General features: G+C 76.5%; 18 protein-coding genes. 8 read left to right on the top strand and 10 right to left on the bottom strand.

Features of this window, described 5'->3' with window-relative positions; translation table 11 throughout:
- Positions 1–5: 5 nt before the first annotated feature.
- The 4 genes from ACI79E_RS13595 to ACI79E_RS13580 are packed head-to-tail and all read right to left on the bottom strand — an operon-like array spanning position 6 to position 5,352.
- A complete protein-coding gene (locus ACI79E_RS13595; protein WP_456933082.1) occupies positions 6–773 on the bottom strand; it encodes an esterase/lipase family protein in 768 nt (255 codons plus the stop codon).
- A 3-nt stretch (positions 774–776) separates the two neighbouring features.
- Positions 777–1,757, bottom strand: a complete 981-nt coding sequence (locus tag ACI79E_RS13590) for an NAD-dependent epimerase/dehydratase family protein (protein ID WP_456933081.1) — start codon at positions 1,755–1,757, stop codon at positions 777–779.
- A complete protein-coding gene (locus tag ACI79E_RS13585) occupies positions 1,754–4,330 on the bottom strand; it encodes an alpha/beta fold hydrolase (RefSeq protein ID WP_456933080.1) in 2,577 nt (858 codons plus the stop codon). Before ACI79E_RS13585 ends, ACI79E_RS13590 begins: the two co-directional genes overlap by 4 nt.
- Entirely contained in the window at positions 4,327–5,352 is a 1,026-nt protein-coding gene (locus tag ACI79E_RS13580) for a 3-oxoacyl-ACP synthase III (RefSeq protein ID WP_456933079.1), read from the bottom strand. The genes ACI79E_RS13585 and ACI79E_RS13580 overlap by 4 nt, the downstream gene beginning before the upstream one ends.
- A gap of 310 nt (positions 5,353–5,662) precedes the next feature.
- Between ACI79E_RS13580 and ACI79E_RS13575 the strand changes: the two genes are divergently transcribed.
- The 5 genes from ACI79E_RS13575 (at position 5,663) to ACI79E_RS13555 (ending at position 9,955) form a co-directional block, all read left to right on the top strand.
- On the top strand, positions 5,663–6,658 hold the full coding sequence (locus ACI79E_RS13575; RefSeq protein WP_456933078.1) for an ABC transporter substrate-binding protein: 996 nt from the start codon (positions 5,663–5,665) through the stop codon (positions 6,656–6,658).
- 122 nt (positions 6,659–6,780) lie between these two features.
- Complete coding sequence (locus ACI79E_RS13570; protein WP_456933077.1) at positions 6,781–7,650, top strand: 3-hydroxyacyl-CoA dehydrogenase family protein; 870 nt, start codon at positions 6,781–6,783, stop codon at positions 7,648–7,650.
- A 131-nt stretch (positions 7,651–7,781) separates the two neighbouring features.
- Positions 7,782–8,300, top strand: a complete 519-nt coding sequence (locus ACI79E_RS13565) for an EXLDI protein (protein WP_456933076.1) — start codon at positions 7,782–7,784, stop codon at positions 8,298–8,300.
- A 48-nt stretch (positions 8,301–8,348) separates the two neighbouring features.
- Complete coding sequence (locus ACI79E_RS13560) at positions 8,349–9,125, top strand: ABC transporter ATP-binding protein (protein ID WP_456933075.1); 777 nt, start codon at positions 8,349–8,351, stop codon at positions 9,123–9,125.
- Complete coding sequence (locus tag ACI79E_RS13555; RefSeq protein ID WP_456933074.1) at positions 9,125–9,955, top strand: ABC transporter permease; 831 nt, start codon at positions 9,125–9,127, stop codon at positions 9,953–9,955. Before ACI79E_RS13560 ends, ACI79E_RS13555 begins: the two co-directional genes overlap by 1 nt.
- 114 nt (positions 9,956–10,069) lie before the next feature.
- On the opposite strand, the gene ACI79E_RS13550 is transcribed toward ACI79E_RS13555, so the two are convergent.
- The gene (locus ACI79E_RS13550) at positions 10,070–11,242 is read right to left on the bottom strand and encodes an acyl-CoA dehydrogenase family protein (RefSeq protein WP_456933073.1); all 1,173 of its coding nucleotides are present in this window, start codon (positions 11,240–11,242) and stop codon (positions 10,070–10,072) included.
- A 140-nt stretch (positions 11,243–11,382) separates the two neighbouring features.
- Positions 11,383–11,619 (bottom strand): hypothetical protein, encoded by a 237-nt coding sequence (locus tag ACI79E_RS13545; RefSeq protein WP_456933072.1) that lies wholly within the window; start codon positions 11,617–11,619, stop codon positions 11,383–11,385.
- Positions 11,620–11,854: 235 nt separating this feature from the next.
- Between ACI79E_RS13545 and serA the strand changes: the two genes are divergently transcribed.
- Complete coding sequence (gene serA, locus ACI79E_RS13540) at positions 11,855–13,060, top strand: phosphoglycerate dehydrogenase (protein ID WP_456933071.1); 1,206 nt, start codon at positions 11,855–11,857, stop codon at positions 13,058–13,060.
- Between the two features lie 40 nt (positions 13,061–13,100).
- Here the strand turns inward: serA and ACI79E_RS13535 are convergent, their stop codons facing one another.
- Entirely contained in the window at positions 13,101–13,991 is an 891-nt protein-coding gene (locus tag ACI79E_RS13535) for a LysR family transcriptional regulator ArgP (RefSeq protein WP_456933070.1), read from the bottom strand.
- 70 nt (positions 13,992–14,061) lie between these two features.
- Here ACI79E_RS13535 and ACI79E_RS13530 point away from each other — a divergent pair, with 70 nt between their 5' ends.
- Complete coding sequence (locus ACI79E_RS13530; RefSeq protein ID WP_456933069.1) at positions 14,062–14,694, top strand: LysE/ArgO family amino acid transporter; 633 nt, start codon at positions 14,062–14,064, stop codon at positions 14,692–14,694.
- A 24-nt stretch (positions 14,695–14,718) separates the two neighbouring features.
- On the opposite strand, the gene ACI79E_RS13525 is transcribed toward ACI79E_RS13530, so the two are convergent.
- The 3 genes from ACI79E_RS13525 to ACI79E_RS13515 all read right to left on the bottom strand — a co-directional run bounded on the left by ACI79E_RS13525 (position 14,719) and on the right by ACI79E_RS13515 (position 17,166).
- Positions 14,719–15,336 (bottom strand): nuclear transport factor 2 family protein, encoded by a 618-nt coding sequence (locus ACI79E_RS13525; RefSeq protein WP_456933068.1) that lies wholly within the window; start codon positions 15,334–15,336, stop codon positions 14,719–14,721.
- Positions 15,337–15,378: 42 nt separating this feature from the next.
- Positions 15,379–16,584, bottom strand: a complete 1,206-nt coding sequence (locus tag ACI79E_RS13520; protein WP_456933067.1) for an FAD-dependent monooxygenase — start codon at positions 16,582–16,584, stop codon at positions 15,379–15,381.
- Between the two features lie 144 nt (positions 16,585–16,728).
- Positions 16,729–17,166, bottom strand: a complete 438-nt coding sequence (locus ACI79E_RS13515) for an ATP-binding protein (protein ID WP_456933066.1) — start codon at positions 17,164–17,166, stop codon at positions 16,729–16,731.
- A gap of 222 nt (positions 17,167–17,388) precedes the next feature.
- Between ACI79E_RS13515 and ACI79E_RS13510 the strand changes: the two genes are divergently transcribed.
- Positions 17,389–18,378, top strand: a complete 990-nt coding sequence (locus ACI79E_RS13510) for an anti-sigma factor RsbA family regulatory protein (RefSeq protein ID WP_456933065.1) — start codon at positions 17,389–17,391, stop codon at positions 18,376–18,378.
- The last annotated feature ends 205 nt before the right edge of the window (positions 18,379–18,583 follow it).

The following is an 18,583-nucleotide window of genomic DNA, read 5'->3' as shown; positions in this document are numbered from 1 at the left end:
GTGCCTCACCGGTCGCGGGGGAACAGCGGACGGAGTGCCGGCGGGGGGCGGAACGGCCGCCAGGCGCCCTCGGCCATCGCCAGGCGGTCGGCGAGCAGCCACAGGACGGCCGGGTTGACGGCGAGGCCCAGGTGGCTGCCGCGGACCTCCACGTCCTCCCGCCGGGCGGCGCGGGTCCCGTACCGGCACGAGGACCAGTGCACGATGCCGTCGGCCCGCGTGTAGACCGACGTCGCGGGCACGCGCAGGCCGCCGCGCTCGGCCCAGGGGCGCGGCAGCGCCGCCGCACCGCGCAGGAGGCGCGGGGCGTCGTCCACCATGCCCGACGCCGTGCGGACCCACGGCGCCCAGCGCACCACCGGCGTGCCCAGGGTGACCAGTCCGCGGACGCTGCCGGGTGCGGCTCGGGCCAGCTCCTGCGCGTAGAGCCCGCCCAGGCTCCAGCCGACCAGGCTGACCCGCTGCCCGGAGGTGCGGTGCAACCGCTCGAGGTGGGCCCGCAACCCGCGGACGACGCGGCCGGTCGGGCCCCGGTTGACCCCCAGGGTCCAGCCGGACACGTCGTGGCCGAGGGCGCGCAGCGCGGTCCGCAGCACCCAGGTGGCGGGGTCGCCGGTCATCAGCCCGGGCAGCACCAGCACCGGGTGGCCGTCCCCGCGGGGTGCGGTCGCGAGCACCGGCCAGGCGACGGCGAGGGCGGCCGCGTCCAGTCCCGCCCGCGGCGGCTCGGTGAGGAGCAGGGCCCGGGAGGGGTGGCGGGTCGCGGCGGACACCCGTCAGCCCCCGGCGGCCGCGGAGCCGTACCAGGCGGCGAGGCGGGCGAACCCCTCGTCGAGGGTCACCTGCGGTCGCCATCCCAGCGCGGCGCGGGTCCGTCGCTGGTCGAACCAGTGCGCGGTCGCCAGCTGCTCGGCGAGGAAGCGGGTGAGCGGCGGAGTGGAGCGTCGCCGGGTCGCCGCCCAGAGCCCCTCGACGGCGGCACCCACGCCGTACGCGGCCCGGTACGGCACCCGCCCCCGCGGCCCGCGGACCCCGGCCGCCCGGCACAGCCGGGCGAGGACCTCGGCGACCGGGCGCGGCTGCCCGTTCGAGACGACCAGGGCCTCGCCGTGCACCGGTCCGCACGCGTCCACGGCGGCGAGGAGGGCCGCCGCGGCGTTGTCGACGTAGGTGGTGTCGATGAGGGCCGCGCCCGAGCCGATCACCGGCAGCCGCCCGCCGCGGGCCCGCGCGACGATGCGCTCGACGAGCTGGGGGTCGCCGGGCCCCCACACCAGGTGGGGCCGGACCACGAGGACGGCCAGCGACGGGGAGTCCGCGGCCAGCGCGTCCACCTCGGCCACGGCCTTGGAGCGGGCGTAGTGCCCGCGGGCCCGGCCGGCGTCGGCCGGCTCCGCGCCCACCCCGGCCAGCGCCGTCCCGGCGTGGGCCACCGACGGGGACGAGACGTGCACCAGCCGCCCGACGTCCGCGGCCCGGCAGGCGTCGAGGACGGCCCGGGTGCCCCCGATGTTGGCCGAGGCGTACTCGGCCCACGGCCCGGTGACGTCGACCTTCGCGGCCAGGTGCAGCACGGCGTCCTGGCCCCGGACGGCCCGCGCGACCACGGCCGGGTCGGCGACGTCGCCCAGCACCTCGCGGCACGGCAGGCCGGAGGGGCGGCGCTGCAGCACGGTCACCTCGTCGCCCCGGTCGAGCAGCCCGGTGGCGGTGGCCCGGCCGAGCATCCCGCTCGCGCCGGTGACCAGGACCCTCACGATCGCAGGGACCGCGCGCCGGCCAGCAGGCGCGCCGCGCGGCGGGCGACCTCGCCGCGGTCCACCTTCGACTGGTGGCGCACGTCCACCGGCAGCCGCGCGGCGAGCAGCACCGCGGCGACGTCGACCCCGGCGACCGCCCGGACGGCGTCGGCGGTGTCCGGGTCGGCGAGGCGCAGGCCGGCCCCCCGGGCCCGGGGCGGGAGCGGGCGGCGAGGGGGCCCCGACGGGACGACGACGACCACGACGACCTGCGCACCGGCCGGTCCCACGCCGACGGCCGCGGCGGCCGAGACGCCGGGCAGCTCCTCCACCCGCTGCTCGATCCCGACGGGGGTCACCGGCCCGGCGGCGGTGGGGACGACGTGGGCGAGGCGGCCCTCGATCCACAGCCGGCCGTCGGCGTCCAGGTGCCCGACGTCGCCGGTCCGGTGCCAGCCGGGGTCCCGAGACGTCGCGCGCTCGAGGGCCCACAGCGCGTCGTAGCGGTCCTTGACGTGCGCGGCCCGCACGCAGACCTCGCCGGTCACGCCCGGGCGGTCGGTGGGCGCGGCGTCGGCGCGCCCCTCGGGTGACAGGGGGCTGATCCACACGTCGACACCGGGCAGGGGCCGGCCCACGCAGACGCCCTCGCCGGCGCCGGCCGCCTCGATGCCGGACAGGGAGACGTCGGTGACCGGCAGGACCTCGGTCATGCCGTAGGGGGTGTGCGGGTCGGCGGCGGGCAGGACCGCCCGCAGGGAGCGCAGCAGGGACGCCGGGACGGGCGCGCCGGCCGACATCAACAGCCGGATGCCGCCCAGGGCGGTGCGCTGCCGCGGGGAGAGGTCCCCGGCCGTGGCCGCCACGCGCCGCAGCGCCGCGGGGGAGGCGAAGACGACCGTGGCGTCCACGGCGGCCGCGGCGTCGGCGAGCGCCGCCGCGGTCAGCGACCCGGGCGCGGTCACGTCGACGTCGGGGACCGCCGACCCGATGCCCAGCGCGGGGCCGAGGATCGCGAAGGGCGCGAACGCCGCGACCAGCCGGTCGGTCGCGGTGAGGCCGTAGGTGGTGCGGACGAGGTCGAGCTGGGCGGCGGCCCGGCGGTGCGTGTAGACCACGCCCTTGGCCGGCCCGGTGGCCCCGGAGGTGAACAGGACGGCGCAGTCGGCGTCCACCGGGCACTCGGCGGGCGCCGGCGCCGACCGGCCGAGGGCCGCCACCTCGTCGAGGGTGTGCGCGGCTCCCAGGGCTCGGAGCGCCGTCCGGCCGGCCCGCCCGGCGAGGACCCGGGACCCGGGCAGGCCCATGAGGCGCGCCGCCGCCAGGCCCGCCCGGCTGCCGACCACGTGGTCCACCGCCGCGCTGCGCAGGGCCCGGCGCATCCCGGCGAGCCCCAGGCCCTTGTCCGCGACGACGACGACGGCGCCGGCGCGCCACACCGCGTACACCGCGGCGGTGAGGTCGGCCGACGGCTCGACGAGCATCGCGACGCGCTGCCCCGGCCGCACCCCGCACGCCGCCAGCCCGGCGGCGAGGTCGGACACCCGCCCGGCCAACCCGGACCAGGTCACCGTCGCGCCCCCGACCTCGACCACCGCCGGTGCGTCGTCCCCCGACCGCTCCTGCAGGGCCGACCACAGGCGGCGTCCGGCGCCGTCCGCGGCCGTCGTCCGGGGGGCGCCGGGGGCGGCGTCGAGGTCGGCGACCCACTGCGCCACCGCGTCGGCGTACTGGGGAGCGTCCTCGGGGAGCAGGTGCGAGGCGCCCTCGTAGCGGTGCAGCCGGGCCCGGGGCAGCCGGCTGCGCAGGTCGGTGAGGTAGCGCTCGCCGAAGACCGGGTCGCGCGGGCCCCACAGCAGCAGGGCCGGGACGTCCAGCGTGCGGATGCCCTCGGCGATCTCCTCCTGCACCGGGCGGGACGGGTGGCCGGGCGCGAAGGGGATGTCGGCGACGAAGTCACCGACGGACCGGCGGCGCGCCGGCGACCGGTAGGGGGCGGCGAAGGCGCGCCGGACGTCGGCGGGCAGCGCGGGCCGCGACAGGGCCGTCGTCGCCCGGACGAACACCGGGGTGCCCACGGTGACCGTCGCGCGCACGCCGGGAGCCGAGGCCAGCCGGATGAGGGCCGGGCCGAGGTCGCCCTCGGGCATCGCGACGGCGGTGTTGGCCAGCACCACCCCGCGCACGTCCCGGCGGTGCTGCAGCGCCCAGCCGAGGGAGATGACGCCACCCCAGTCGTGGCCCACCGTGACCACCGGGCCCGTGACGCCGAGCGCCGCGGTGAGGTCCCCGAGGTCGGCCACGCGCTGCCGCAGCGACCGTGGCCCGGGCAGCCGGTCGGACCAGCCCATGCCCAGCTGGTCGGGGGCCACGACCCGCCAGCCCGGCGGCGCGGCGGCCAGCAGCCGGCGCCACAGGTAGGACCAGGTGGGGTTGCCGTGGACGCACAGCAGGGTGCCCACCGGGTCCGGGACGCCGTTGTCGAGGACGTGCCAGGTGTGCTGGGCCCCGGTCGCGTCGGCGACGGTCAGGGAGCGGGACCACGCCGGGTCCAGGCCCGGGAGCGCCGGCGGGAGGGACGCCGCCGTCACCAGGCGATCTCGAGGCAGGAGGCGTTGAGGCCCGAGCCGATGCCCATGAGCAGCACCCGGTCGCCGTCGCCGAGGGAGTCCTGCTCGACGGCGAGGGTGAACGGCACCGACGCGGGGCCGAGGTTGCCCCGGGTCGGGAACGTGGTCGGGACCAGCGCCGGGTCGATGGAGAACCGGTCGCACATGGCCTTGGTGTGGACCTTCGACACCTGGTGGACGATGTAGCGGCTCATGCCCCCGGCCCAGTCGAACTCGGCGCCGGCGTCGGCCCAGAGGTCGGCGGACAGCGCCAGCCCGGCGTCGAGCAGGCCCTTGAGGTCGGTGCGCATCTCGTCGTTGTCGCCGACGCACAGCTCGTGGTGCTCGGTCCCTGCTCGGCTCACCGACGCCACCAGCCGGTGCCCCTCGGGGTGCCGGTCGGCCCGGCCGAGCACCATGGCGACCGCGCCCGAGCCGAGGGTGAGGGTGGCGAACTGCGACAGCACGTCCCGGGAGGTGGTCTCCGGGCGGTTCAGCCGGTCGACGGTGCGCTCCTGGACCGGCCGGGAGTCCTCGCCGTTGACGACCAGGGCGTGCTCGACCAAACCCGACTCGATCATGGCCGCCGCCAGTTCCATGCCGTTCACGAACCCGAGGCAGGCGTTGGTGACGTCGAAGTTCTGGCACGAGCGGGGCAGACCCAGGGCGTGGTGGACCGCGACCGCGGTCGAGGGCTCGAGGTACCGGCGGCTGACCGAGGTGTTGATCATCACGCCGATCGCGGCCGGGTCGACCCCGCTCTCGCTGATCGCCTTCGCGCCGGCCATGGCGGCGCCGTCGACGAACGTGACGCCCTCGGCCCACCAGCGACGCTGCTCGATGCCGGCGAGCCGCTCCAGCAGACCGGGGCGCAGGCCCACCCGCCGGTAGGTGTCGGCGAGCGCGTCGTCGAGGGCGTCGGAGCTGACCACCCGGGTCGCGTCGGCGATCTCCACGGTCAGGACGGCCGTGTTGGTGAACCGGTGGGTGGCGCTGCCGCTCATCTGGAGTCCAGTCCTCGGAAGGGCTGACTCCCTGTTAGCGCCGCCCTGGTCCGCCGAGCGTTACCCGACCGGCCCTCCGCTATGCGCCGTCCCGCCGCCCGCCAGCGCGACATGTGTGGCACGCCACGCCGGACGGTCGGTGGGTGTGTCCTGCGCCACTTCCCGTCATGATCGCTGCGCACGACGGCGGCCCCGGCCGGCGCCGTGCCGGCTCCGCGACCCGGTGTCCGTCGCCGCGTACCGAGCCAGGCGGAAGCCGGTGTCCGCGCTCCCGCCGTCAGCCCGTCCAGCACCGATCCGAGGAGAACACGTGGCACGAAGCCGTTCCGTCAAGCGAGGCGTCCCGGTCGCCCTGGCCGCCATCCTCCTGGTCGCCTGCGGAGGGGGCGAGGACGAGGGTGCCGCCGGGGGCACCCAGCCGAGCGCGGAGGACCCGACGTCGGTCCTGGTCGGCACCCTGCCCATCCCGGACAACGCGCCGCTGTTCCTCGCCATCCAGGAGGGCTACTTCGCCGACGAGGGGCTCGACGTCGAGACCCAGATGGTCGCGGGCGGGTCGGCGGCGCTCCCGGCGATGGTCGCGGGCGACCTGCAGTTCAGCAGCTCCAACTGGACGACGGTGCTGCAGGCGGCCAGCCAGGGCCTGCCGGCCCAGATGGTCTGGGAGATGTCCGGACCCAAGGAGGGGGTCAACGGGATCATGGTCGCGGGCGACGCCCCGTACCAGAGCCCCGCCGACCTCCGCGGCCAGCGGGTCGCGGTGAACACCCTGGCCGGCCTGGTGGAGCTGCAGGTCCGCGAGTGCATGGCCGCCAACGGCCTGCAGGACGGTGACTACGAGCTCGTCGAGATCCCCTTCCCGGACATGCCGGCGGCCGTCCAGCAGGGCAACGTGGCCGCCGCCTTCATCGGCGAGCCCTTCACCACGCTCGCCGAGGACCAGGGGCAGCGGGTGATCGCCGAGCCCTCCACCTGCAGCGACCGGCTCGCCGAGATGCCCGTCATCGGCTTCATGACCACCTCGCAGTACTCGGCCGAGAACCTCGAGGTCGTCTCGGCGTTCGCCCGGGCCCTGGAGCGCGGCGCCGAGCTGGCCGCGTCCGACCCGCAGCAGGTCGTCGACATCCTGCCGACCTACACCCAGCTCACCCCGGAGCTGGCCTCGCGCATGACGCTGCCGGCGTGGCTGGAGGACCGCGCGCCGAGCACGGAGCGGGCCGAGGTCACCCAGTCGGCCATGATCGACTTCGGGTTCATCGACGAGCCGGTCGACGACCTGGACGCGCTCATCGCACCCGTCGACTGACGACGGGTGCGGTGCCCGGCCGTCCCCCGGGTGCCCCTCCGGCCCCGGGGGACGGCAGGGCGGGTGCGCGGGGCCGGGCGCGCTGCGAGGCTGGGGCCGGCAACCCTTCCGAGGAGGTCTGCATGGGGTTCGTGCTCCCCGAGGACGTCGACCACCGGCCGGTGGCCGTCGTCGGAGCCGGCAGCCTGGGCCGCCGCATCGCGGCCGTCCTCGCCGCGGGTGGGACGGACGTGCGGCTCACCGACCCCTCCGCCGAGCAGCTGGCGGCCGCGCAGGAGTACGCGGTGGCCTCGGTCGAGGACGTCCACCGGGCGCTGGGACTGGCCGGTGAGGAACGCGGCACGGTGTCGCCGGCCGCGGGCCTGGAGGACGCCGTGGCCGGTGCCTGGCTGGTGGTCGAGGCCGTTCCCGAGCAGGTGGACCTGAAGACCGCCGTCTTCGGCCGGCTGGACCGGCTGGCCGAGCCCGACGCCGTCCTGGCGAGCAACTCGTCGTCCATCCCGACCCGCCAGGTCATCGGCGAGGTCACCCGCCCGGAGCGGGTGCTCAACACGCACTTCCAGTCCCCGCCGGAGCACACCGCGGTCGAGCTGATGTCGTGCGGGCAGACCGACCCGGCGGTCATCGACGCGCTCGTGGAGCGCCTGCCCCGGTACGGACTGGTGCCCTTCCGGGTGCGCCGGGAGAGCGACGGGTTCATCTTCAACCGCATCTGGGCGGCCATCAAACGGGAGTGCCTCATGGTCGTCGAGGAGGGCGTGGCCACCCCCGAGGACGTCGACGCCATGTGGCAGCTGTTCACCCGCCCGGGGACGCCGCCGTTCCGGTTGATGGACGTCGTGGGCCTCGACGTCGTCCTGGCCATCGAGCAGCACTACGCCGACGTGCGCGAGGGTGTCCCCGAGGGGCCGCGCCGGCTCCTGCGGGAGTACGTCGAGCAGGGCCGGCTGGGGCGCAAGAGCGGCCGCGGCTTCTACGACGACCACGGCTGAGCCCCGCCGGCACCACCGACCCCGCCCCGCCAGGGGGCCCCACCGCTGTCCCTGGCACGTGCCGCGCCGAAGCAGCTTGACGTCTATGCGTAGACGTATGCGTATACTCGCTGCGTGACTACGATCGGCTCGTGCCGAACAAGACGATCTACGTCTCCGACGCCGACCTCCCGGTGTTCCAGCGCGCGCAGGAGCTCACCGGGGGCAACCTCTCGGCGGCCATCTCCCGGGCGCTGCGCCGGCTGGTCGAGGTCGAGGAGGGCCGCCTGCAGGGCTTCGACGAGGTCACCGTCGGGGTGGGCGCCGGCGCGCGGAGGCTCCAGCGCTTCCAGGGGGTCCTGCTCGCCGAGTGGAACCGGTCCACGGCCAGCGGCGTGGAGCGCTACCGCGTCTACCGCACCCGCACCGGCCGGTTCGCCGTGCACACGGCCCGTCCGGAGGGCCACGTGCACACCGCCGGCGAGGACGGCCGGCTGACCGGCTGGCGCAAGCACCTCACCGCCGACCAGCAGTGGGGGCAGGTCCCCGCCTCGGCCACCCTCGAGGTCTTCGACACCTTCGAGGAGCTGCGGGGGGCCGTCCCGGCCGAGCTGGCCGCGCTGGTGGAGGTGCACGCCACCGAACCCGAGGTCGAGGACCTCGACATCTGACGCTCCCGGCGCCGCCGGGAGTCCCCGGCACGGCTGCGAGGAGCGTTCATGCCCGCCATCCCCATCCCGGCGATCGAGGTCGCCGGCCTCACCAAGCGCTACGGCGACCACACCGTGCTCGCCGGCCTGGACCTCACGGTGCCCGCCGGGACGGTGACCGCGCTGCTGGGCCCCAACGGGGCCGGCAAGACCACCACCGTGTCGATCCTGGCCACGCTGCTGCCGGCCGACGGCGGCGCCGCCCGCGTCCTGGGCCACGACGTCGCCGGGGAGCCCCGGGCCGTGCGGCGGCTGATCGGGGTCACCGGCCAGCTCTCCGCCGTCGACCCGCTGCTGACCGTCGCCGAGAACCTGCGGCTCATGGCCGACCTGTTCCACCTGCCCCGCCCGGAGGGACGCCGGCGCGCGGCCGAGCTGGCCGAGCGCTTCGGGCTGGCCGACGCCGCGCGCAAGCCGGCCCAGCAGCTGTCCGGCGGCATGCGCCGCAAGCTCGACCTGGCCATGACGCTGGTCGGCGGCCCGCGGGTGGTCTTCCTCGACGAGCCCACCACCGGCCTGGACCCCCGCGCCCGCCACGACCTCTGGGATCAGGTGCGCGCCCTGGTGGCCGACGGCGTGAGCGTCCTGCTGACCACCCAGTACCTGGACGAGGCCGACCAGCTGGCCGACTCCGTCGCCGTCCTGCACGGCGGCCGGCTGGTCGCCCACGACACCCCCGCCGGCCTCAAGGCCGCCCACGACGCCGGCTCGCTCGACGACGTCTTCCTCGCCCTGACCGCCCCCGACCGGCGCGGTCCCGGACACGACACGGAGGAGGTGGCGTGATGACCGCCGCCGTTCCCGTCCCGACGACGCCCGGCCTGCCCGGCGCCGTCCGGGACCTGACCACCATGGCGCGGCGCAGCCTGCTGCGGATGGTCCGGTACCCCTCGATGACGGTGCTGCTGGTGAGCACGCCCGTGGTGCTCCTGCTGCTGTTCGTCTACGTGTTCGGCGGGGCGTTCGGCGCCGGGGTCGCCGCCGGTGCCACCCCGGGCGCGGCGGGGCGGGCCGCGTACCTGGACTACATCACCCCCGCCGTGCTGGTGATCACCGCGGCCAGCATCGCGCAGTCGACCTCGATCAGCGTGGCCATGGACATGACCGGCGGGATCGTCACCCGGCTGCGCACGACGCCGGTCGCCCCGGTGGCCGTGCTCGGCGGCCACGTCGTCGGCGCCGTCGTGCAGACGCTGCTGGCGGTCGCCGCCGTCCTGGGCACGGCCGTCCTGCTCGGCTTCCGCCCCGGTGCCGACGCGCTCGGGTGGCTCGGGCTCACGGGCTTCGCCGCGCTCGTCGGCCTCGTGCTCACCTGGCTGGCGGTGGCGATGGGGGCGGCGGCCCGCTCCGTCGAGTCCGCGTCGAACACCCCGATGGTCCTGCTGCTGCTGCCCTTCCTCGGCAGCGGCTTCGTGCCCGTGGAGACCATGCCCGCCGCGGTCCGCGCGTTCGCCGAGCACCAGCCCTTCACCCCGGTCATCGAGACCGTCCGCGGCCTGCTCTCCGGCGGGCCGGTCCCGGCGACGACGGTCGGGACGGCGCTCGCCTGGTGCCTCGGCCTGACCGTGCTCGGCTGGCTGTGGGCCCGCGCGGCCTACCGGCGCCCCCGCCCCTGAGCGGGTCGGCGCCGACGGTCCCGGCGGAACCAGACCAGCGGGCCCGCCCCGGTGACCGCCGCCCCCACGCCCTTGCGGCCGGAACCTCCGCGCCGCCGTGCCCCGCGGCGGGGCTCAGTAGGAGCGGGGGAGTCCGAGCACCCGGGTGGCGACGAACGCCTTGACCATGTTGTTGCTGACCGGGGCCACCTGGTAGAGGCGGGTCTCGCGGAACTTGCGCTCGACGTCGTACTGGTCGACGAAGCCGTTGCCGCCGTGGGTGTCGAGGGCGGCGTTGCCGGCGGCCCAGCTGGCCTCGGAGGCCAGGTGCTTGGCCATGTTGGCCTCGGCGCCGCACGGCCGGCCCTCGTCGAACAGCCGGGCCGCCTCGTAGCGCATCAGGTCGGCGGCGCGCACCTTCATGTAGGCGTCGGCCAGGGGGAAGGCCACGCCCTGGTTGGCGCCGATCGGCCGGCCGAACACCTCCCGCCCGGTGGCGTAGCCGACGGCGCGCTCGACGAACCAGTAGCCGTCACCGATGGCCTCCGCGGCCAGCAGGACCCGCTCGGCGTTCCAGCCGTCGATCACGTAGCGGAACCCGGCGTCCACCTCGCCCACGACGTGGTCGGCCGGCACCCGCAGGCCCCGGTAGAAGACCTGGTTGGTGGCGTAGTTGAACATCGTGCGCACCGGCACGACCTCGAGGGTGTCCGGCTGCTCGGCGCGCACCTGCCGCAGGTCGACGAGGAAGAGGGTCAGGCCACCGGTCCGGTCGGCGGCCTTCTCGCTGGTGCGGGCGAGGACGAGGGCCAGGTCGGACTCGGCGATGCGGCTGGTCCAGTTCTTGTGCCCGGTGAGGACGTAGTCGTCGCCGTCGCGGACCGCGGTGGTGGCGATGCTGGTGGTGTCCGAGCCCGCGGCGGGCTCGGTGACGGAGAAGACCTGCAGCCGCAGCCGGCCGGAGGCGACGGGAGGCAGGTAGGCGTCCTTGAGCCGGTCGCTGCCGTGCCGCAGCAGCGCGCCCATCGTGTACATCTGGGCGTGGCAGGCGGCCGCGGAGCCACCGGAGCGGTTGATCTCCTCCATGACCACCGAGGCCTGGGTCAGGCCCAGGCCGGCGCCGCCGTACCGGGCGGGGATGAGCACGGCGAGCAGGCCCGACGCGGTCAGGGTGTCGACGAACTCCTGCGGATAGCGGCGGTCGCGGTCGGTCTGCCGCCAGTACTCGTCGGGGAACCGCGCGCACAGCTCGCGGGTGCGGGCGCGCAGGTGGTCCAGGTCCGTCTCGTCCACCCCGGTGTCGGGCATCGTTCCTCCTCCGTCCGCGGAGCGCCGGACCGGCGGCCCTCCCCGTCAGTCTCGCGGCGCCGGCGGGCCGGGGCAGGGCGTGGGCCGGGCCGTGTCCTGCGGCGACGGCAGCCGGCCACGTCCTGCGGCCGGCCGGACGGTCACCGGGCCAGGCGCAGCGCGGGCGCGGCCGGGCCGGGGCCGGCTGCCGCTCCCCCGGGGAGGACGACGAGCGCCGGGCGGCCGCCGTCCGGGGACGGTCCGCCGAGCGCGGCCCGGAGCGAGGCGTTCGCGTAGCCGGCGGGCAGCCGGCGGCACTCGTCGTGGGCCGGCGCCGGCGCGGGCTCCTGTGCCAGGTGGACGTAGGTGATGCCGTCCGCCGGGTCGTACGTCCTCATCTCGTCCTCGCCTCCTCCCGGATCCGCCGCTGCGGGGTCGTGGTCTGCGACGCCGGCGCTGCGATCCGGACGGCCACAGCGTGGCCCACGGGTACGACAGGAAGCAGACCCCGACGAGGCGGTGCGTGATACCCCCGGCGCCGGTGCCCGCGCCGCCCGCACCCGCCCCGGCCGGCGGCCCGGAGGGGGCTGGGAGGATCGGCGGCACACGCGATCTCGAGGGGGACGGCCCGACATGACCAGAGCGCTGCTGCTGGAGAACATCGACCCGGTGGCGGTGGAGCTGCTCTCCTCGGCCGGCTACGAGGTGCAGTCGCTGCGGGGAGCGCTGGACGAGGCCGACCTGGTCGCCGCGCTGGACGGCGTCGACCTGCTGGGCATCCGGTCGAAGACGCAGGTCACCGAGGCCGTCGTCGACGCCTCCCCGGGCCTGGTGGCGGTGGGCGCCTTCTGCATCGGCACCAACCAGATCGACCTCGCCGCGGCGGCCGGTGCCGGGGTGGCGGTGTTCAACGCGCCGTACTCCAACACCCGCAGTGTCGTGGAGCTGGCGATCGCGGAGATCATCAGCCTGGCCCGGCGGCTCAACGACCGGGACCGCGCGCTGCACGCCGGCATCTGGGACAAGTCGGCCAAGGGCAGCCACGAGGTCCGGGGCCGCACGCTGGGCATCGTCGGCTACGGCAACATCGGCAGCCAGCTGTCGGTGCTGGCCGAGGCCCTGGGCATGCGGGTGCTGTTCTACGACCTGGAGGACAAGCTCGCCCTCGGCAACGCCGAGGCGTGCAGCAGCCTGGACGAGCTGCTCGAGCGTGCCGAGGCGGTGACGCTGCACGTGGACGGGCGGGCGGGCAACGCGGGGCTGTTCGGCGCCGAGCAGTTCGCCCGGATGCGCCGCCGCAGCCTGTTCCTCAACCTCTCCCGCGGGTTCGTCGTCGACCACGAGGCGCTGCGCGAGCACATCGAGAGCGGCCACATCGCCGGTGCCGCGGTCGACGTGTTCCCCGACGAGCCCCGCGAGCAGGGCGACCCGTTCGACTCGGTCCTGCGCGGGCTGCCCAACGTCATCCTCACCCCGCACGTCGGCGGGTCGACCCAGGAGGCGCAGTACGACATCGGCCGCTTCGTCGCCGGCAAGCTGGCCGACTACGCCCGCACCGGGACGACGACGCTGAGCGTGAACCTGCCCGCGGTGGCCCTGCACGGCTCCTCGGCGGCCCGCTTCGCGCTGCTGCACCGCAACGTGCCCGGCGTCCTGGCGCGCGTGGACGCGCTGGTCGGCGAGCACGGCCTCAACGTCGACGGCCAGGTGCTGGCCACCCGCGGGGAGCTGGGCTACGTGGTCACCGACGTCAGCGGCGACCTGTCCCCGGCGCTGGTCGCCGCGCTCGAGGCGCTGCCGGAGACCGTCCGGCTGACGCGGTTCCCCGGGGCCGCCTGACGCGAGGTGGCGCCCGCGGCGCCACCGGCCGGGCCGTGGGTCAGCCGCCCGGTTGGTCCAGTTCGCGGCCGGCGGCGGCCAGCACGGCCTCGCGGACGCGGTCGAGGGTGGCGGAGCGCAGCCGCCACTGCTGCCAGTACAGCTCGACGTCCACCGTGACGGCCGGGTCCAGCTCGACCAGCTCCGCCGCTGCCCCCCGGGCCTGCAGGTCGGGCACCATGCCCCAGCCCAGGCCGAGGGTGACCGCGGCGACGTAGTCCGCCGAGGCGGGCACGTAGTGCACGGGTGGGGCGACGTCCCGACCGGCCCGCGCGTGCAGGTACCGGTGCTGCAGGTCGTCCTTGCGGTCGAAGACGACGACGGGGGCGCGGGCGAGCGCCTCGGGGGTGGGGCCGGAGGGGAACCAGCGCCGCGCGAAGCCCGGGGTGGCCTTCGGCCGGTACCGCATGCCGCCCAGCCGGGTGGAGGTGCAGCCGGGCACCGGGTCGGCGTCGGCGGTCACCGCCGCCATGACCGTCCCGGCGCGCAGCAGGGCGCTGGTGTGCTCCTGGTCCTCCCGGTACAGGTCGAGGCAGATCTCGCCGGCCAGCGGCGCCAGCGCGGGCAGCACCCAGGTGGCCATCGAGTCGGCGTTCACCGCGATCGGCAGTGTGGGTGCACGCCCGGGGGCGGGGTCGCCGCCGAGCTCGCGGGCCACGTCCGCGGTGAGCAGGTCGACCTGCCGGGCCAGCCGCAGCACCGCCTGCCCGGACTCGGTGACCTGCACCGGCTTGGTGCGGACCAGCAGGATGCGCCCGGCGGCCACCTCCAGGGCACGCAGCCGCTGGCTGACCGCCGACGGGGTGACGTGCAGTGCCCGCGCCGCGGCCTCCAGCGTGCCGCCGCGGACGGTGGCGTCCAGCGCCCGCAGCTGGGCCAGATCCAGGTCCATGAAGCTATGCTAATGATGCGTCAGGATGATGAGCTGGACGTCGGTACGACGCCTTCCTACCGTCGGTGCCGTGCTGACCACCTCCGCGTTGCTGGCCGTCGCCTCCGGGCTGGCGTTGGGGCTGGGGCTGATCGTCGCCATCGGCGCCCAGAACGCGTTCGTCCTCCGGCAGGGGCTGCGGCTCGAGCACGTGGCCGCGGTGGTGGCGGTGTGCGCCCTCTCCGACCTCGTGCTGATCGCCGCCGGCGTCCTGGGCGCCGGTGCGGCCCTGTCGCGGGTGCCGTGGCTGATCCCGGTGGTGTGCTTCGCCGGTGCGGCGTTCCTGCTGTGCTACGCCGCCCTGGCCGCGCGGCGGGCGGTGCGTCCCGGTGCGCTGCTCCCGGACGCCGCCGGCGCCCGGGCCGGCCTCGCGGTGACCGTCGGCACCTGCCTGGCGCTGACCTGGCTGAACCCGCACGTGTACCTGGACACGGTGGTGCTGCTCGGATCGATGGCCTCGACCTACGGCGAGCACCGGTGGCAGTTCGCCGCCGGCGCGGGGGTCGGCAGCATCGTCTGGTTCACCGGCCTCGGCTTCGGTGCCCGCCTGCTCCGACCGGTGTTCGCCCGCCCGGTGGCCTGGCGGGTCCTCGACGGGGGCATCGCCGTCGTCATGTCCGCGCTCGCCGTCTCCCTGGCCGTCCGCGGCGTCGCCGGCACGTGATCGCGGATCCGCGGCGTGCCGGGGTCAGGCCGGCGTCCCGGGTGCCGGGGACCCGGCCAGCCACGCGGCCCCCTCCGCGTAGAGCCGCGTGACCGCCTCCCCGGTCAGCCCGGGCAGGCCGCGCTTGACGGTGAAGCCGGCCTTGGTCTGCAGGTAGCCCAGGTACCGGTAGCCGACGGGGAAGGAGTCCAGGAGCTCGGGGTCCACCGCCAGCGACGCGCCGGGGTCGACCACGTCGAGCCGGTCCTTCTCGTAGACCGGCTGACGGCGGGTGATCAGCCACTCGCCGTCCACCCGGCTCAGGAAGTCGTAGAAGCGGCCGGTGCAGACGACGTCGACCTCGACGCCGTCGACCGCGGCGCGCTGGTTGATGGTCATCTTCGTCTGCGCGATCGCACGGTCGCCGGCGAGGTCGGCGGAGTGGCCGCCCAGGAAGTGCAGGATGCTCACCCCGCGCTCGAAGCCGGCGCGGCTGACCTCGATGAACTCCCGGGCCGGGCCCTGGAACCAGGTGGCGCTCATCCAGCCCTGCTCGGGGTGCCAGACGGTGGCGAACCGGTCCCAGTCCCCGGCGTCGCGCCAGATCGCCCAGTTCTCGACCAGCCGGCGGATGGCCTGGCGGTCCTGCTCCTCAGCGTCCACGGGTCGTCTCCTCGTCTCGGGTCCGTGCTCCCCGGCGCCGCGTCACACCGCGGCCCGGGGCTCGGCGGTGTCGGGGTCGTGGGCGTAGATCCAGCCGCTGGCGACCAGGGGGTCGGCGGCGGCCAGCGCGGCGTCGCGGGCCTGCTGCTCGGGGCCGTCGGGCAGGTGGTTGACGTGGGCGCGGTCGTGGCTGATCTGCTGCAGCCGGGTGGTGCGCTCGATCCGCAGGGACTCGTAGCGCTGCAGCGCGCGGGCCGGGTGCTGCGGGTGCTCGGCCAGGCAGCGGGCCAGGACGGCGGCGTCCTCGATGGACTGGGCGGCGCCCTGGGCGAAGAAGGGGAACATGGGGTGGGCGGCGTCGCCGAGGAGGGTGACCGGGCCGCGGCTCCAGCGGGTCAGGGGCGCGCGGTCCAGCAGCGCCCAGCGGCCGGGGGTGCCGGCCTGGCGGATGAGGTCCTGCAGGCGGGGGTCCCAGCCGGTGAACTCGGCGAGGAACTCCTCGACGGTGGCGGTGGCGCTCCAGGACTCGGTGGTGAAGTCGCCGGCGGGGGCGAAGGCGACGAGGTTGACCGCCTCGCCGCCGGAGATGGGGTAGTGGACCAGGTGGTGGTCGGGGCCGATCCACAGGGTCTGCGCGGGCCGGCGGGCGAAGTCCGGTGCCCGGTCGGCGGGCACGACGGCGCGGAAGGCCGAGAGCCCGGAGTAGGTCGCGGGGGAGGGGGCGGTGACCGCGCCGCGGACGGTGGAGTGGACGCCGTCGGCGCCGATGACGACGTCGGCCTCGACGGAGGTGCCGTCGGTGAACTCCAGCACGGCGGAGTCGCCCTGGATGTCGACGGACGTGCAGCGCCGGCCCAGCTGCACCCGGTCGCCGGGGACGACCGAGCCGATCGCGCTGAGCAGGTCGGCGCGGTGGACGGTGTAGGTCCGCTCGCCGTAGAGGCGCTCGCAGGAGCCGGCCAGGTCCTCGGCGGAGAGCACCCGCCCGTCGTCCCAGCGGCGGAACTCCCAGCCCACGTCCAGCGGCACGGCCCGGTCGAGCAGCGTGTCCAGCGCGCCCAGCCGGCGGAGCAGGCGCACGGCGTTGGGGGCCAGGACCAGGCCGGCGCCGACCTCCCTGAGCTCGCGGGCCTGCTCGTGGACGACGGCCGGCAGGCCCGCCCGGTGCAGGAACGCGGCCGCGGCGAGGCCAGCGATGCCGCCGCCGACGACGGCGATCCGCGGCGTGCCGTCAGACGGGTCGACCATGGTGTCCCGCTCCCTCCCGGCGACTGGTGGCGTGTGCCGGCGGCGCGCCGGCCGCCGCCCGACCCGAGCCTGCCCTGCAGCGGGGCCGCGTGCCTCCCGGCGCCGCGCGGTGGGCAGCCCTCCCGCGGGGGGAGGTCTCCGTCGTCAGGGGGCGACCAGGGCCCACACGGTCTTGCGGTGCCCGTCGCGGTCCACGCCGTGGCGGACGGTGAGCCGGCTGACCATGTGCAGGCCCATGCCACCGCGCTCGGCGGGCCGGTCGACCGCGGGGCAGGGGGTGCGCTCGGGCGCGGCGTCGGTCGCGACGACCAGCCAGCCGTCGGGGTGCCGGCGCAGCTCCACCGAGGCGGGCGGGGAGCCGTGGCGGAGGGCGTTGGTGGCCAGCTCGTCGAGCACCATGACCACCTGCTCGACGGTCTCGGTCGAGGCGCCGTCGGGTTCCCGTGCCAGGTGCTCGCGGGCCCCCCGCCGCGCGGCGGCGAGCTGACGGGGCTGGTCGAGCGCCCAGGCGCAGCGCTGGTCGGCCGCCGGCGCTGGGGAGGGCTCCCAGGGGCGGGGTGGGGGAGGTTCAGGAGGGGACACGGGACTCCGTTGCCGGTTTCTGGGCGATGTCGTTCCTGTTCCCGCTGCCGCGCGGCCCACACCTGGCGGTCGCCCCCTGCACACGGCTCCTCCCTCCGGGCGAGACGTCGCCCACGGTCGGCGTGGCTCCCGCCGACACCGGGTAGTGGCCCGCCGAGGGCGGCTACCGTGGTCGTACGGGGACTCCACGGCACGCGGCGACCACGACGGGGGATGAGGACGGTGGGCGGGAACGGAACGGCGACGGCCGGTACCGCTGCCGTCGCCGCGGCCGGCACCGCCGCGCCGGCGTTCCGGCACGACGCGCTGGTCTACCGGACCGGTGACGAGCTGGTCTCGGTGGCCGCTCCCTGGCTGCTGGAGGGTCTGGCGGCCGGCGACGCCGCGGTGATCGCCGTCGGGCCCGGGGCCACCGGGCCGCTGCGCGAGGCCGTCGGCGCCGATCCGCGGGTGACCGTGGTGGAGCGGAACCGCTTGTACCGCGCACGCACGCCCACGGCCATCACCGAGTTCCGTCGCCTCGCCGCCGAGCAGGCAGCCCCGGGGCGGCGCGTCCGCGTCGTCGGCGAGGTGGACTTCGGCGCCAGCGAGGCCGACCGCCGCGAGTGGCAGGCCTACGAGTCGGTCATCAACGCCGCGTTCGCCCCGCTGCCGCTGTGGGGGCTGTGCGTGTTCCGCGCGGACCTGCCCGAGCCGGTCCTGCGCGCGGCCCGGCACACCCACCCCCAGCTGGTCACCGCCGAGGGGCGCACGGCCAACCCCGACTTCGTCGACCCGGCCACCTACCTGCCGGCGCTGCCGGTGCCCGCCGAGCCGCTGGAGGCCACCCCGCCGGCGCTGGCCGACGACGACATCACCGACTACGCGGGGCTGCGGCACGCCGTCCGTCGCCTGCTCGCCTCCGTCGACGGGCCGCGCGACGTCCTGGAGGACTTCCTGATGGCCACCGACGAGATGACCTCCAACGCCGTCCGGCACGGGCGGGCGCCGGCCGGGCTGCGGCTGTGGACCGCTCCGGGCCGGCTGGTGTGCACCATCCGCGACTCCGGCCGCGGCTGGGAGGACCCCTTCGCCGGGTACGGGCCGGCGCACGGCGAGGACCTCTCCCACGGCGGCATGGGCCTGTGGCTGGCCCGCCAGCTGTGCGACCACGTGGCCATCCGCCGCGAGGAGCACGGCGTGAGCGTCCGGCTGTCCACCAGCTGGAGCTGACCGCCCGCGGGGGGGGGGGGGGGGGGGGGGGGGGGGGGGGGGGGGGGGGGGGGGGGGGGGGGGGGGGGGGGGGGGGGGGGGGGGGGGGGGGGGGGGGGGGTGGTGGTGGGGGGGGGGGGGGGGGGGGGGGGGGGGGGGGGGGGGGGGGGGGGGGGGGGGGGGGGGGGGGGGGGGGGGGGGGGGGGGGGGGGGGGGGGGGGGGGGG

Source organism: Geodermatophilus sp. SYSU D00079 (genome assembly GCF_054050635.1).
Note: the sequence above shows the minus strand (reverse complement) of the source record. Positions and strands in the feature narration are given on the sequence as shown.

What these genes read in the sequence shown, in the direction of transcription:
- ACI79E_RS13520 (WP_456933067.1), bottom strand. Translation starts at nt 16,584, where the DNA reads ATGGTCGACCCGTCTGACGGCACGCCGCGGATCGCCGTCGTCGGCGGC.
- ACI79E_RS13545 (WP_456933072.1), bottom strand. Translation starts at nt 11,619, where the DNA reads ATGAGGACGTACGACCCGGCGGACGGCATCACCTACGTCCACCTGGCA.
- ACI79E_RS13555 (WP_456933074.1), top strand. Translation starts at nt 9,125, where the DNA reads ATGACCGCCGCCGTTCCCGTCCCGACGACGCCCGGCCTGCCCGGCGCC.
- ACI79E_RS13560 (WP_456933075.1), top strand. Translation starts at nt 8,349, where the DNA reads ATGCCCGCCATCCCCATCCCGGCGATCGAGGTCGCCGGCCTCACCAAG.
- serA (WP_456933071.1), top strand. Translation starts at nt 11,855, where the DNA reads ATGACCAGAGCGCTGCTGCTGGAGAACATCGACCCGGTGGCGGTGGAG.
- ACI79E_RS13535 (WP_456933070.1), bottom strand. Translation starts at nt 13,991, where the DNA reads ATGGACCTGGATCTGGCCCAGCTGCGGGCGCTGGACGCCACCGTCCGC.
- ACI79E_RS13570 (WP_456933077.1), top strand. Translation starts at nt 6,781, where the DNA reads ATGGGGTTCGTGCTCCCCGAGGACGTCGACCACCGGCCGGTGGCCGTC.
- ACI79E_RS13580 (WP_456933079.1), bottom strand. Translation starts at nt 5,352, where the DNA reads ATGAGCGGCAGCGCCACCCACCGGTTCACCAACACGGCCGTCCTGACC.
- ACI79E_RS13550 (WP_456933073.1), bottom strand. Translation starts at nt 11,242, where the DNA reads ATGCCCGACACCGGGGTGGACGAGACGGACCTGGACCACCTGCGCGCC.